14 protein-coding genes and 1 pseudogene are annotated in these 12,697 nt (G+C 62.7%); 10 read left to right on the top strand and 5 right to left on the bottom strand.

Annotation, left to right across the window (positions count from 1 at the left end; all coding sequences use genetic code 11):
* Positions 1–14 precede the first annotated feature (14 nt).
* From AV929_RS22880 to paaE, 4 genes and pseudogenes are all read left to right on the top strand, one after another.
* Positions 15–314 (top strand): annotated as a pseudogene (locus AV929_RS22880) (PacF protein); the annotation flags it as partial.
* Entirely contained in the window at positions 314–1,147 is an 834-nt protein-coding gene (gene paaC / locus AV929_RS01365) for a 1,2-phenylacetyl-CoA epoxidase subunit PaaC (protein WP_050036549.1), read from the top strand. The pseudogene AV929_RS22880 and the gene paaC, both read left to right, overlap by 1 nt.
* Positions 1,140–1,574, top strand: a complete 435-nt coding sequence (gene paaD / locus AV929_RS01360; protein ID WP_014030898.1) for a 1,2-phenylacetyl-CoA epoxidase subunit PaaD — start codon at positions 1,140–1,142, stop codon at positions 1,572–1,574. The genes paaC and paaD overlap by 8 nt, the downstream gene beginning before the upstream one ends.
* Complete coding sequence (gene paaE, locus AV929_RS22160) at positions 1,571–1,738, top strand: 1,2-phenylacetyl-CoA epoxidase subunit PaaE (RefSeq protein WP_004594293.1); 168 nt, start codon at positions 1,571–1,573, stop codon at positions 1,736–1,738. Before paaD ends, paaE begins: the two co-directional genes overlap by 4 nt.
* 100 nt (positions 1,739–1,838) lie before the next feature.
* Here paaE and AV929_RS01355 read toward each other — a convergent pair whose 3' ends face one another.
* Positions 1,839–3,290 (bottom strand): aldehyde dehydrogenase, encoded by a 1,452-nt coding sequence (locus AV929_RS01355; protein WP_064287164.1) that lies wholly within the window; start codon positions 3,288–3,290, stop codon positions 1,839–1,841.
* Between the two features lie 147 nt (positions 3,291–3,437).
* Positions 3,438–3,896 (bottom strand): MaoC/PaaZ C-terminal domain-containing protein, encoded by a 459-nt coding sequence (locus tag AV929_RS01350; protein WP_008308373.1) that lies wholly within the window; start codon positions 3,894–3,896, stop codon positions 3,438–3,440.
* Positions 3,897–3,994: 98 nt separating this feature from the next.
* Here AV929_RS01350 and paaI point away from each other — a divergent pair, with 98 nt between their 5' ends.
* Complete coding sequence (gene paaI, locus AV929_RS01345; RefSeq protein WP_014030896.1) at positions 3,995–4,390, top strand: hydroxyphenylacetyl-CoA thioesterase PaaI; 396 nt, start codon at positions 3,995–3,997, stop codon at positions 4,388–4,390.
* A gap of 3 nt (positions 4,391–4,393) precedes the next feature.
* Here the strand turns inward: paaI and paaK are convergent, their stop codons facing one another.
* Complete coding sequence (gene paaK, locus AV929_RS01340; protein ID WP_044952595.1) at positions 4,394–5,683, bottom strand: phenylacetate--CoA ligase PaaK; 1,290 nt, start codon at positions 5,681–5,683, stop codon at positions 4,394–4,396.
* A 132-nt stretch (positions 5,684–5,815) separates the two neighbouring features.
* On the opposite strand from paaK, the gene AV929_RS01335 reads away from it, so the two are divergent.
* Positions 5,816–6,988, top strand: coding sequence for a thiolase domain-containing protein (locus AV929_RS01335; RefSeq protein ID WP_064287163.1), 1,173 nt, complete (start codon positions 5,816–5,818; stop codon positions 6,986–6,988).
* The gene (locus AV929_RS01330) at positions 6,985–8,421 is read left to right on the top strand and encodes a zinc ribbon domain-containing protein (RefSeq protein ID WP_064287162.1); all 1,437 of its coding nucleotides are present in this window, start codon (positions 6,985–6,987) and stop codon (positions 8,419–8,421) included. Before AV929_RS01335 ends, AV929_RS01330 begins: the two co-directional genes overlap by 4 nt.
* Before the next feature lie 9 nt (positions 8,422–8,430).
* Here AV929_RS01330 and AV929_RS01325 read toward each other — a convergent pair whose 3' ends face one another.
* Positions 8,431–9,573 (bottom strand): thiolase family protein, encoded by a 1,143-nt coding sequence (locus AV929_RS01325; protein WP_064287161.1) that lies wholly within the window; start codon positions 9,571–9,573, stop codon positions 8,431–8,433.
* 99 nt (positions 9,574–9,672) lie between these two features.
* On the opposite strand from AV929_RS01325, the gene AV929_RS01320 reads away from it, so the two are divergent.
* Complete coding sequence (locus tag AV929_RS01320) at positions 9,673–10,557, top strand: 3-hydroxyacyl-CoA dehydrogenase family protein (protein ID WP_064287160.1); 885 nt, start codon at positions 9,673–9,675, stop codon at positions 10,555–10,557.
* Positions 10,554–11,366, top strand: coding sequence for an enoyl-CoA hydratase/isomerase family protein (locus tag AV929_RS01315; RefSeq protein WP_064287159.1), 813 nt, complete (start codon positions 10,554–10,556; stop codon positions 11,364–11,366). The genes AV929_RS01320 and AV929_RS01315 overlap by 4 nt, the downstream gene beginning before the upstream one ends.
* Before the next feature lie 105 nt (positions 11,367–11,471).
* On the opposite strand, the gene AV929_RS01310 is transcribed toward AV929_RS01315, so the two are convergent.
* Entirely contained in the window at positions 11,472–12,242 is a 771-nt protein-coding gene (locus AV929_RS01310) for an IclR family transcriptional regulator (RefSeq protein ID WP_014030889.1), read from the bottom strand.
* Between the two features lie 112 nt (positions 12,243–12,354).
* On the opposite strand from AV929_RS01310, the gene AV929_RS01305 reads away from it, so the two are divergent.
* On the top strand, positions 12,355–12,681 hold the full coding sequence (locus AV929_RS01305) for an EthD domain-containing protein (RefSeq protein WP_050036557.1): 327 nt from the start codon (positions 12,355–12,357) through the stop codon (positions 12,679–12,681).
* The last annotated feature ends 16 nt before the right edge of the window (positions 12,682–12,697 follow it).

Below are 12,697 nucleotides of genomic sequence, written 5' to 3'. Positions count from 1 at the left end.
AGAAACCGTGGGCTGTCTTCCGGCAGGACCAGCCCGGCGGGTATCACACGCACTGCGGTGACGTCGAAGCCCCCAGCACCGCCGGCGCAGAACAGGCGGCGATTGCAACGTTCAGTGACGACGACCCCAACAGTCTCTGGGTCGTACAGCACCAGTACATCGGCGAAGTCACCGAGGACGACGTGAGCTTCGGTGGGACGACCAACAAGTCCTACCGGTTCGCACAGACGTACAACGTCGATCCGGCTGCCGAGGAGGTCGAAGCCTCCGAGTCCGAGCAGATAGAAGCGGAGAAACAGCGAGGTGAGATCTAATGGCAACAACGGAATCCGACCTCGGCGGTCCAGCCGACCTGTCCGAGGACGAACAGCGCGCAGTCGAGGCACAGCTGCTCCGGCTCGCCGACGACGAGCTGGTTCAGGCCGAACGCTACACGTTCTGGCAGGTGCGTGCGCCGACACTGGAATCGGACCTCTCGATTTCCAACAACGCACAGGACGAGCTGGGCCACGCACGACTGTGGTACGATGCGGTACAGCAACTCGGCTACTCCGAGGAATCGCTCATCTACGAGAGCGACCCCAGCGACTTCCAGCACAGTACGCTCGTCGAGCTACCGTTTGCGGAAGGTGACTGGGCCGATGCTATCGTCAGAGCGTACCTCTACGATGTCGCTGAAGACATCCGCCTCTCCGCGCTCGAGGACTCGTCGTACGAAATCATCCGGAACAGAACGAGTCGCATCCAGGGCGAGGAAGGCTATCACCTCGAACACGCCGAGAGCTGGCTGGACCGGATGGCACTGGACGAGGAGGCCAGCGAACGCGTTCAGGCGGCTATCGACGAGCTCTACCCGTACGCCCTCACGCTGTTCGAACCCGTTGGCGACGTGGAGGCCGACATCGACCGGCTGGGCATCCGCACGATGACCCTCGACGAGATGCGCACCGAGTGGGAGACCCGCGTCGAATCGTTCCTGACCGAACTGGGGTTCGACGTGCCGACCGATGCTGCCCCCGCAACGCCGGCAGGCCGGGACAACGAACACACCGACCACTGGCACGACCTACACGACGAAATGACGGCCAGTTACCGGAATCTGGGCCGTGACGAAGCGACGCTGATAATGGCGGCCGACGATGAGTAGCGACTACGACCGGCCACGCGCGGACGCTGATGCTACCGCGTGTTCGTACACCGACTACGAGACCAAAGACCACGCAGCGGACGACGTGCCGGCCACGGGCGAAGACGCCGACGGCATTGAACGCGACGTGTGGGCGGCCCTGTATCAGGTCGAGGACCCGGAGATGCCGGTCAGCATCGTCGACCTGGGGCTCATATACGGGCTCGACGTGTCCGACGGTGCTGTCACGGTCGACATGACGCTCACCTACAGCGGCTGTCCAGCGCGCGAGATCATCCTCGATGAGGTCGAAGAAGCCGCCGAGAGTGTCGACGGAATCGAGACCGCGTCGGTCCGACTGGTCTGGGCCCCGGACTGGTCGATTGATCTGGTCACAGAACAGGGCAAAGAAGCGCTGCGGGACTTCGGCATGAGTTTCGACGGATGAGTGAACCCGACCCCAGTGTCACGACCAGCGGCGAACAGACGGGCGCTGAGTGCCCGTACTGTGGCTCGACCGACACCGAGCGGAAACACCCACGCGGGCCGTCGCGGTGCCAGTCGATTCATTACTGCAACGAGTGCCTGCAGCAGTTCAAAAAGTTCGAGTAAGCAGTTATTACTCGCTAGTTTTGCCTTCGGAGTTTCACAGCGTGAGGCAGAGCGGTGGAACTGTTGCTGGCTGCCTGGGCACGACTCGTCGGGGGAAGTTTCAGCCGAGGTTGATGTGGACGTTTTTCACCTCGGTGTAGGCCTCGATAGCCTGCTCGCCCTGTGCGCGGCCGTGGCCGCTCTGTTTCGTGCCGCCAAAGGGTGTCTGTGGCCAGGTGTTGGGCGTCTCGTTGACCATCACCATCCCGTAGTCCAGGCTGTCTGTGACGGTGTGTGCGCGAGTCAGGTCGTTCGTCCAGACGCAGGCGGTGAGGCCAAACGGTGAATCGTTTGCGACCGCAATCGCTTCTTCCTCGTCGCTCACTTCGATTGCGGTGAGCACGGGACCGAAGATCTCCTCCTGTGCAATCGTCATCCCGTTGTCCACGTCGGCAAAGACGGTCGGCTCGACGAAGTGACCGGTGTCTCTGTCCGCAGGAACGCCACCACCAGCCACAACAGTCGCACCCTCCTCCTTGCCGGTCTCGATGTAGTCGAGTATCTCCTGTTGCTGGCCCGCGCTGACGACTGGTCCCATCTGCCCATCGTCGTCGATGCCACCGCCGAGTGGGATGTTCTCTGCGATCTCTGCCATCCGGGAGACCATCTCGTCGTAGACGTCCTCGTGGACGACGATACGCGAGTTCGCCCAGCACATCTGCCCGGCGTTCATGAAAATCCCGTACTGGATGCCGCGGGCGGCGGCATCGAGGTCAGCATCGGGGAACACGACTGCTGGCCCTTTCCCGCCGAGTTCGAGCGTTACGTCGGCGACCGCATCGGCAGCACTGCGCTGGACCGTCTTTCCGACACCTGTACTCCCGGTGAAAGTGACGTGATCGACGCCCTCGTGTCCGGTGAGTGCGTCGCCGGCCTCGGAGCCCTTCCCGGGAACAACGTTGACGACACCATCCGGAAGGCCCGCTTCTTCGGCGGCTTTCGCGTAGTACAGCGCCGACAGCGGCGTCATAGCGGACGGCTTGAGGATAACGCTGTTCCCCGCCGCCAGCGCCGGTGCCAGGCCGCGGCCGGCGAGCTGGAAAGGATAGTTCCACGGCGCGATGTGTGCAGTCACACCGACCGGCTCACGGGTGGTGTAGTTGAGCCGACCGCTCTCGACAGGAATCTCGTCACCGCGGATCTTGTCCGTCCAGCCGGCGTAATGGCGGAACGTATCGGTGACCATGTCGATTTCTAGCCCCGCTTCGAACGGCGTTTTCCCGTTGTCGTGGGATTCAACCATGGACAGTTCGTCTTTCATCCCCTCGATGGCGTCGGCCATCGCGTGGAGTTTCGCCCGGCGCGTCCCCGGGTCCATCGTCGCCCACTCTGAGCCGTCTTCGACGGCCGCCTGTGCCGCCTGTACCGCATCGTTGATATCAGTCGCCTCGGCCTTCTGTACCGACGCGTAGGGCTGCTCAGTTGCTGGGTCCTCCGTCTCAATGCTGTCGCCGTTGGTCGCTTCTCGCCATTCTCCGCCGATATACAGGTCTGTCGGGCCGGTGTACTCCATTGCAATAACAGAGGGAGTGCGCGGCGTCTTAGTTGTTATTATTGATCATTAATGTCTGGGTGGCGAGAGCGCGATCCTCGATCTCCAAGTCGCACAATCGAGGCACTACCCGCTACCGATGCATCGCTTTCAGACGCGTCAGTTGACTCACTCGCGTTTCTTGATCAGGAACTTCATGTCGCCCTTGAAGACGACGGTTCCGTCCTGGTTTTCCATTTCAGTGTCGAGGACGACTAACCCGGCGTCGTCGCGCCCAACCTCCTTGGTGTTGTCAACGACGATTTCCAACTGGAGTGTGTCGCCGATGTGGACCGGGTTCGGGAGGTCCATGTAGTTCATCCCGAGGAACGCGAACGCGGTCCGCTCGACGATACCGGTCCGGTAGACGAAGCCGGTCGCCTGAACGAACGTCATCGGCCCGTGTGCGATCCGCTCACCGAACTCCTGTTCTTCCGCGTACTCCTTGTTCGTATGCAGTTCCGTCCAGTCGCCCGACAGCGCAGAGTGCATGACGAAATCGGACTCGGTGACCGTCCGGCCGACACTGATAAACTCCTGTCCCTCTTCGAAGTCCTCGAAGTGGTGTGGCTCGTAGCTGTACGCCATAGTTCCCCATCTGATAGCAGACATTTATATTTTTACGCTCCGCTGACAGCAGCGGCGACCGGTATATATTTATTATTCCTGATAGAACCACAGGCCGTATGTCCGGCGTCGCCGACGAAGTCAGAGAGCGCATCGAATCCGACGCGTACTGCGAAACCCTCGGCATTGACGTCGTCGAACTCGACTCGGGGTACGCCCAGACTGAACTGACGATTACCGAGGACCTGCTGAACTTTCATGGGACGCCCCATGGCGGTGCGGTCTACTCGCTCGCCGATGCAGCCTTCGCCGCGGCGTCGAACTCGCACGGCGAGGCGGCGGTCGCACTGGAGACGAACATCTCGTATTTAGACGCCGTCGAAACCGGTGAGACGCTGTCTGCGGTCGCCGAGGAGACGCATCTCGCGGACAGCACCGCAGAGTACGAGGTAACGGTGACTGCACAGGATGGCGAGCGCATCGCGACGTTTCGCGGACGAGTCTACCGGCCCTGACAGTCAGTCACGGTGGTCGTAGACGCGTTTTACTTTGCCGACCTGCGTTCGGTCGATGCTCCCGGGCGCAACGAGTTCGAGTTCGTCCGGGGTGAACGCGAGCACGTTCTCCAGTCGCTCGATGATTTCGTCTTCCAGCGCTTTGTCGCCCGGCCCTTGCTCCGCAGTCCGTTCGATGGTGAGTTCCAGGACGTCGAGGTTGTTCTCCTCGTAGAGGTCGATGCGGTAGTGCGGAGCGACGCCGTCGATGTCAAGCACAGCGTGCTCGATTTCACTGGGATAGAGGTTCACGCCACGGACGATGAGGAGGTCGTCAGTCCGACCGGTGACGTTGTCCATCCGAACCATCGTCCGTCCACACGCACACTCGTCGTAGTTCAGCGTCGTCAAATCCCCGGTCCGGTATCGGAAGACCGGCAACGCTTCTTTGGTGAGTGTTGTGAGAACGAGTTCACCCTCCTCGCCTTCCTCGACTGGTTCTTTCGTCTGTGGGTCGATGACTTCCGGGTAGAAGTGGTCCTCCCAGATGTGGAGCCCGTCCTGTGCTTCGTGGCACTCACACGAGACGCCGGGACCGATGATCTCCGAGAGCCCGTAAACATCGATGCCGTCGACGCCCAGCCGCTCTTCGATTTCTGCCCGCATCGGATCGGTACACGGTTCCGCTCCGAAGATAATCGTCGAGATCGGCAGGTCGCTGGGGTCGTGGCCCATTTCCTCGGCCGTTTCGGCGAGGTACAGCGCATACGACGGGGTGCATGTGAACACATCGCTCTCCAGGTCGGTCATCAACTCGACCTGTCGCTGGGTCTGGCCGCTCCCGATAGGGATAATTGTGGCCCCCAGCTCCTCGGCTCCGTCGTGAAGCCCCAATCCGCCGGTGAACAGCCCGTATCCGTAGGCGTTCTGGACGGTGTCGCCCGGTTCGGTCCCACTCGCAGCCAGCGAACGGGCAACGACTTCGCTCCAGCTGTCGAGGTCGTCATCCGTGTACGAGACGATTTTCGGCTTCCCAGTCGTCCCGGACGACGCGTGGATCCGGGCGACGTCCGCATCGTCGACGGCGAACAGGCCATCGGGGTACTCGTCGCGGAAATCCTCTTTCGTCGTCATCGGCAGTTTCGTGATGTCGTCGATACTCTGGATGTCTTCGGGCGAGACGCCCGCTTCGTCGAGCTTCTCCCGATAAAACGGGACGTTCTCGTAGGCGTGCGTAACAACCCCCTGTAATCGGTCGGTTTGCAACGCACGCAGCTCTGTACGGTCAGCCGCCTCCAGTTGCTTGTACACCATCGTCAATGATAAAATGGAATGATAGTGATAAAATGGTTTGGGATTGGTCGCTCCGCCGCCAGCTGTGCGCTTGGCCGGGGGCTGTCGGCAAACGATGCAAAGCTATTTTTCAGTACCCTCAGAGTTCCATGTATGCGGGACGCGTATCTCATCGGCGCAGGGCAAACGCCGTTTGGCTCGATGCCCGAAGAGAGCTACAGATCACTGTTCGACCACGCAGTCAGCGAAGCCATCGACAGTGTCGACCACGGTATCGACACGGATGCAATAGACGAAGCGGTCGTCGGCTCACTCGGCGTGGGCGGTCGACAACTCGGTCTCTCGGGACCGGCAGCAACCGAACACGCCGGGCTGCACGGAATCCCCAGCGTGCGCGTCGAAAACGCCTGTGCTGCGTCGGGCTACGCCGTCCGTCAGGCGGTGCAGGCAGTCAAAAGCGGGATGGCCGACGTGGCGCTGGCTGGCGGCGTCGAAGTCATGACAGACATGAGCAGCGACGTGACGAAGTACTGGCTCGGCGTCTCCGGCGAAACAGAGTGGGAACGGCTGACCGGGACGACGTTCTCCGGCGTCTATGCACAGATGGCAAGCGCGTATCTGCAGGAGTACGGGGCTAGCGAGGAGCACCTCTCGATGGTGGCGGTCAAGAACCATCGGAACGGCGCAAAGAACCCGAAGGCCCATCTGGGCTTCGAGTGTTCCCTCGAAGACGCCGTCGACGCCCCGGTCGTCGCGGACCCGTTGAACCTCTATCACTGCTGTCCGACCTCCGACGGCGCAGCCGTCGCTCTCGTCGCCAGTGAAGACGTCGTTGAGCAGTACACTGATGCCCCGGTTCGGGTCGCCGGAGTCGGCGCGGCCAGCGACCGGGTCGGGCTCTTCCAGCGAGACAGCTACACCGCGATTTCTGCATCAGAAAAGGCTGCGGACACAGCCTACGACCGCGCCGGAGTCGGCCCTGACGACCTCGACTTCGCCGAGGTCCACGACTGCTTCACGATCGCCGAACTGCTTGCCTACGAGGACCTCGGGTTCTGTGACCGCGGCGAGGCACCGCAGTTACTTGAAGCGGGAACGACCGAAGCTGACGGAGCGATACCGGTCAATCTCTCCGGCGGACTGAAATCGAAAGGCCACCCTATCGGCGCAACCGGGGCCGGACAGATTGTCGAGGCGTTCAAACAACTCACCGGCAGCGCCGCGGACCGGCAGCTAGCGGCCCCGGAGTACGGGCTCACTCACAACGTGGGTGGGAGCGGCGGCAGCGCTGTTGTCCATATCCTCGAACGGGAGGCTGCACGATGACTGCGTCGGGGCTCGCGGCTATCGGCGCGTACGCACCTCGCCTGCGGATCGACGCCGCGGAGTTCGAAGCCGCCTGGGGTCGGTTCGATGCAGCGGGGGTCGACGAGAAAGCGGTTCCCGACGCCGACGAGGACGCGGTCACGATGGGTGTCGAAGCCGCACGCCGTGCGCTCACTGCGGCCGACGCGTCCGGGACGGATGTCGCGCACTTGGCCTTCGCGACAACGACACCACCGATGGCGGAAGAGGACCTTGCGGCGCGACTCTGCAGTATTCTCAACGTCCCCGACAGCGCAAAGACCCAGACCATGACCGGCTCCACGCACGTCGGTGCGCAGGCACTGGACGCAACCATGGACGGCGGGCCGTTCGGGGACGGTGTCGGCCTCGTCGTCATCAGTGACTGTCCCCGAGGTGACCCCGACAGCGGCGTCGAGCACGCCGCCGGTGCCGGGAGTGTCGCGCTCGTTGTCGACGAGGACGGTCCCGGAACCGTCGTTGACCGGGCGTCACACACTGAGGCCTACCCCGGAACGCGCTTCAGAACGGGTGGGGACGACCGGACGACCGGCCTGGGTGTGCCGCAGTACGACCGCGAGGCGTTCACGACCACGCTCGGCAGTGCGGCCGACAGACTGGACGTGTCGATGGATACAGTCGATGCGGCAGCGGTCCAGTCCCCGGACGGGAAACTCCCGTATCGGGCAACAGGTGCGCTCGGGGTTGACGCAGAGACTATTGCCGCCGCGGACACAGTCAGTACGCTCGGGGACACCGGCGCTGCCAGTGCGTTTCTCGGAGCGGCGACAGCGTTTGCAGACGACGCCGAACGCGTGCTGATCGCAGCGTACGGAAGCGGTGCGAGTGCGACGCTGTTCGTCGCCACTGGTCCTGTTCCGGTCAACACTGCACTGGACGGTGCCGTCTCCCTGTCCTACGCCGAGTACCTCAGGCGGCGAGGCGAGATTACGCGCGACGAACCCGAGGGTGGCGGCGCCTACGTTAGCGTCCCGTCCTGGCAGCGGACGATTCCGCAACGCCACCGGCTCGTCGCCGGCCGGTGCTCTGCGTGCGGTACACTGAATTTCCCGCCCACCGGGGCCTGCAACGACTGTCACGAGCGCACCGGTGATTTCGACACTGTCGAACTGCCTGGGACCGGGACAGTCGAGGCAGTAACGACTATCGAACAGGGGGGTGCGCCACCGGAGTTCGTCGCCCAGCAGTCCAGCAGCGGCGAGTTCGATAGCGCTATCGTCGCGCTTGATGGTCCATCTGGCGAGCAGACTGTGAGCGTCCCCGCACAGGTGCTCGATACAACTGACGAGGTCACGATAGGCACCTCCGTCGTGCTGACGACGCGGCGCATCTACACGCAGGAGGGCGTCATCAGATACGGCTTCAAAGCACAGGTCGCCAGCCAGCGCCGGTAGCCGACAGCATCAGGGACGCTCGAACACAACCGCGACGCCCTGACCGAAACCGACACACATCGTCGCCAGTCCGTGCGTCGCCTCCCGCCGTCGCATCTCGTGTAACAACGTTGTCGTGATCCGCGCCCCCGAACAGCCAAGCGGGTGGCCGAGCGCGATAGCGCCACCGTTGACGTTGAGCCGCTCGGCCGGAATCCCCAGCTCGCGCTTGCAGTGGAGACTCTGCGCGGCAAAGGCCTCGTTGAGTTCCACGAGGTCGATATCGCCGATTGTCAGTTCAGTGTCGTCCAGTGCGGCACGCGTCGCCGGAATCGGTCCCCGTCCCATGACTAGCGGGTCGACACCAGCGACGGACCGCGTCTTGACCCGGCCGAGAACATCCAGGTCGTGCTGTTCTGCGTACGCCGCCGAAGTGACGAGCATTCCGGCCGCGCCGTCGGTCAGCGGTGACGCGTTCCCCGGCGTTACTGTCGCCGCCTCGTCGTCGCGGAACACCGTCGGGAGTTCGCTCAACTGCTCGACTGACGTGTCTGCCCGTGGTGTTTTGTCGGTCTCTATCGCTGCCTCGTCGGTGTGGACTGGCACGGTCTCTGCGTCGAACCGACCGCTTTCCATGGCAGCGACCGCCCGCTCGTGTGAACGCAACGCGAACTCGTCCTGGGCTTTTCGGCTGATATCGTGGGTCCGTGCGATGGTTTCGGCCGTCTGTCCCATCGGGAGCCTGTCGGGGTTGTACCGCTGTTCGATAGCTGGATGCAGCCAGTTGGAGAAGGGAACGGTGCTCATGTGTTCGACGCCGGCGACCGGGTACACCGCCCCGTCGCCCGCCTCGATGGCGCGAGCGGCGTCGACGAGCGTCGTCAGTGACGAGCCACACAGGCGGGTCGTCGTCGCCCCAGGCACCGTCTCGGGGAACCCACCGGCGAGTATCGACTGCCGGGCGAGGTTGCGCCCCTGCTCTGCCTCCTGGTTTGCACACCCGAGCCGGAAGTCGTCCCACTCGACGGCTGGGACATTGGTCCGGTCAACGAGTGCGGCAAGCACAGCGGTGACGAGGTCCTCGGGATGTGTCCCGGCCAGCGCGCCATCCTTCGGTACCTGTGGCGTTCGTACGGCGTCGACAACAACGGCTTGCGAGTCGGAAGCAGTCATCCTCACCGACTCCTATCGCGGCCGCCGTATTAAATGCAGGCCACGCCGGCGGCGAGACGCAAGCAACGTTTTTATCCTTCGCTACTGTGCTGAGAAACGATGCACGTAGCTATCCTAGGCGCCGGTACCATGGGACACGGTATCGCTCAAGTGTCGGCAATGGCCGGTCACGACGTCACTCTCCGAGATATCGATGCGGATATCGTCGACGACGGCCTGGCCGCCATCGAGTCGAATCTGGAGGAGGGTATCGCCCGGGAGAAAGTGACCGAATCCACGGCTGAGGCAACCCTGGACCGCCTCACCGGGACGACATCGCTGGAGGAAGCCGTGACCGGGGCAGACCTCGTCGTGGAAGCAGTCCCCGAAGACATGGAAATCAAACACGAGACGCTTACCGAGGTCGAATCCCACGTCGACCCGGCGACGCTTATCGCTTCGAACACCTCCTCGCTGTCACTGACTGAGATAGCGAGCGTCCTCGACTATCCCGACCGAGCCATCGGGCTCCACTTCTTCAATCCGGTTCACATCATGGCACTCGTCGAGATCGTCGTCGCGGAACAGACGAGTGCCGAGACGGTTGCGCGTGCCCGCGAGTTCGTGAACGGGATCGACAAGACACCGGTCGAGGTGGCCGATGCACCGGGCTTTGCTTCCTCCCGCCTCGGCGTCTCGCTGGGCGTCGAAGCGATGCGGATGGTGCAGGAGGGCGTTGCAACACCACAGGATATCGATACCGCGATGGAACTTGGCTACAATCACCCGATGGGACCGATCGAACTCGGCGACGTCGTCGGTCTCGATGTCCGCCTCGATATCCTCGAGTACCTGCGTGCGGAACTCGGTGAACGGTTCCGCCCGCCACAGATCCTGAAACGAAAGGTCCGGGCCGGGAAACTCGGCAAGAAATCCGGCGAGGGGTTCTACGTCTGGGAGGACGGCGACATCGTCGGCACCAGCGGCGACTGGGGGGACGCATGACGGACCTCGCTGACGCCGCGGCGGACTGTGAAACGGTTTCGGTGAGCGTCGGCGACCGCGTCGAAAACGTCGCTACCGTCGAATTACGCCGTCCGGAGGCCCGAAACGCGCTCAACACGCAGTTGCGGTCGGAGTTCAAACAGGTCTTCGACGCAGTTCCGGACAGTGACGTTCGTGCTGTCGTATTGACTGGCGCGGCAGACACCGGGGCATTCGTTGCGGGTGCCGACGTGACGGAACTCCGGGAGCGGGATATGCTAGAGCAACGGGAGGCGAGCAAGCGACCGCGGGTCTACGAGTACGTCGACGAGTGCCCGATGCCGGTCATCGCCCGCATCAACGGGCACGCGCTCGGCGGCGGCTGTGAGCTGATTCAGGCGGCTGATATCCGGATCGCGCACACGGACGCGAAGTTCGGCCAGCCGGAGATCAACCTCGGCATCATGCCCGGCGGTGGCGGGACACAGCGGTTGCCACGTCTGGTCGGCGAAGGCCACGCGATGCGGCTGATCCTCACCGGCGAACTCATCGACGCGACGGAGGCCGCTGACATCGGCCTCGTCGACGAGGTCCACGACGACGACTCCTTCGACGAGCGCGTCTACGATCTAGCGTCATCCATTGCAGAGAAAAGCCCCGCGGCGCTCGAATTTGCGAAGAAATCCGTCCGCGCAAGCTCCCGCATGGACCTCGAAGCCGGCATCGAGTACGAAGCCGAACTGTTCGCGCAACTGTTCGCAACTGGTGACAAGGACGAAGGAATCGACGCGTTCCTCGAAGACAGAGAGCCGGAGTGGACCAGCGAGTGAGCGCGTCCCCATCCCAGAACGAAGTCCCTAGCTTGGCTGATACCGCACACAGGGAAGAACAGTCCAAAAACAGCCAGTTGCCCCGCTAGAACTGCGCTGGTGGTCTCACGGATGGGCCATGTTTATCCCGATTTCGTTGACGACGCCCAGTAGCAGCGTCGGCAGTTCGTCCCGGAGAATGGGGCCTTCAAGCCGGCTTGCCGGGCCGGAGACACTGATCGCCCCGATGGCAACGTCGTTTTCGTCCGTAATGGGGGCCCCGACCGCGTGCAGTCCCTCCACAGACTCCTGAAAGTTGAACGCGTAGCCGCGGTCACGTATCGTCTCGATTTCCTCCCAGAGTTCGTCCCTGTCGGTGATCGTCTGTGGCGTCCGGCCGGGCAGGCCGTGCCTGTCGATGGTCTCCGTGATCTGGCTATCCGGAAGGTGTGCGAGTATGGCCTTCCCCGCGGCGTGCTGGTGGAGATAGTTCCGATGGCCGACCCGGGCGTACGTCTGCACCGAGTGTTTGCCCTGCGCGCCGTAGATGTGGACGCTCCGGCCGTGTTCTTCGACTGCACACCAGATCTTTTCCTCGGTCTCCTCCGCGAGTTCGTCGACTCTCGGCTTGGCCTCGTCGTAGAGCCGGTATTTGTTCCGCGCCACTTCGCCGTAGTCCAGAAAGCGGATACCGAGCTGATACTCGTTGTCGTCCTCGACGAGGAGGCTGTTGGCCGCGAGCGTCTTCAGGTATCTGTGCGTTGTACTCTTCGCACAGTCGAGGTGGGCCGTCATCTCCGACACGGTGGCCGTGTCGTGTTCCTTGAGATACTCTATAATCTCGATCGCTCGCTCAATCGTTCCGACCGGCCTGTTGACAGCGGGCGGGATTGCCATACGTACACACATGACTAATTGGCTTACAAGTGTTTTGTTCGAGTAGCTTGAATCGGTGGCAGCCCTGTCTGATCGGTAAGTAAAAGCCACTCCGGGGCGACACGGGGAACGCATGACAAAAATCGTCGATTTGCTCGTCCGGAGAGATGGCTACACTCACGAGGAGTTTGCCGACCGATGGCAAGGCGATCACTCGGAGCTAGCGAAGGATCTGCCGGGACTGCAACGCTACGTAACATCCGTGCCAACGGACCCGGAGCGTGCAGCCTACGACGGCGTGCTTGAGCTCTATTTCGAGGACATGGACGCACTCAGCGAGGCGTTTGATTCCGACCTCGCCGAGACGGTCCAGGCCGACGCGGCTGAGTTTATCGACCTGGAGGCCGGCCCCCGAATGATTGTCGAGGAAACGGTCCAGCTCGACGAAAGAGACGACTGATAGCGTCGCTCCTGCT

The sequence above is a fragment of the Haloarcula sp. K1 genome, assembly GCF_001647155.1.
Classification (GTDB): Archaea; Halobacteriota; Halobacteria; order Halobacteriales; family Haloarculaceae; genus Haloarcula; species Haloarcula hispanica.
Note: the sequence above shows the minus strand (reverse complement) of the source record. Positions and strands in the feature narration are given on the sequence as shown.

Coding starts and splice junctions, on each gene's coding strand:
- paaC (WP_050036549.1), top strand. CDS start 314: ATGGCAACAACGGAATCCGACCTCGGCGGTCCAGCCGACCTGTCCGAG.
- paaD (WP_014030898.1), top strand. CDS start 1,140: ATGAGTAGCGACTACGACCGGCCACGCGCGGACGCTGATGCTACCGCG.
- paaE (WP_004594293.1), top strand. CDS start 1,571: ATGAGTGAACCCGACCCCAGTGTCACGACCAGCGGCGAACAGACGGGC.
- AV929_RS01355 (WP_064287164.1), bottom strand. CDS start 3,290: ATGGAGTACACCGGCCCGACAGACCTGTATATCGGCGGAGAATGGCGA.
- AV929_RS01350 (WP_008308373.1), bottom strand. CDS start 3,896: ATGGCGTACAGCTACGAGCCACACCACTTCGAGGACTTCGAAGAGGGA.
- paaI (WP_014030896.1), top strand. CDS start 3,995: ATGTCCGGCGTCGCCGACGAAGTCAGAGAGCGCATCGAATCCGACGCG.
- paaK (WP_044952595.1), bottom strand. CDS start 5,683: ATGGTGTACAAGCAACTGGAGGCGGCTGACCGTACAGAGCTGCGTGCG.
- AV929_RS01335 (WP_064287163.1), top strand. CDS start 5,816: ATGCGGGACGCGTATCTCATCGGCGCAGGGCAAACGCCGTTTGGCTCG.
- AV929_RS01330 (WP_064287162.1), top strand. CDS start 6,985: ATGACTGCGTCGGGGCTCGCGGCTATCGGCGCGTACGCACCTCGCCTG.
- AV929_RS01325 (WP_064287161.1), bottom strand. CDS start 9,573: ATGACTGCTTCCGACTCGCAAGCCGTTGTTGTCGACGCCGTACGAACG.
- AV929_RS01320 (WP_064287160.1), top strand. CDS start 9,673: ATGCACGTAGCTATCCTAGGCGCCGGTACCATGGGACACGGTATCGCT.
- AV929_RS01315 (WP_064287159.1), top strand. CDS start 10,554: ATGACGGACCTCGCTGACGCCGCGGCGGACTGTGAAACGGTTTCGGTG.
- AV929_RS01310 (WP_014030889.1), bottom strand. CDS start 12,242: ATGGCAATCCCGCCCGCTGTCAACAGGCCGGTCGGAACGATTGAGCGA.
- AV929_RS01305 (WP_050036557.1), top strand. CDS start 12,355: ATGACAAAAATCGTCGATTTGCTCGTCCGGAGAGATGGCTACACTCAC.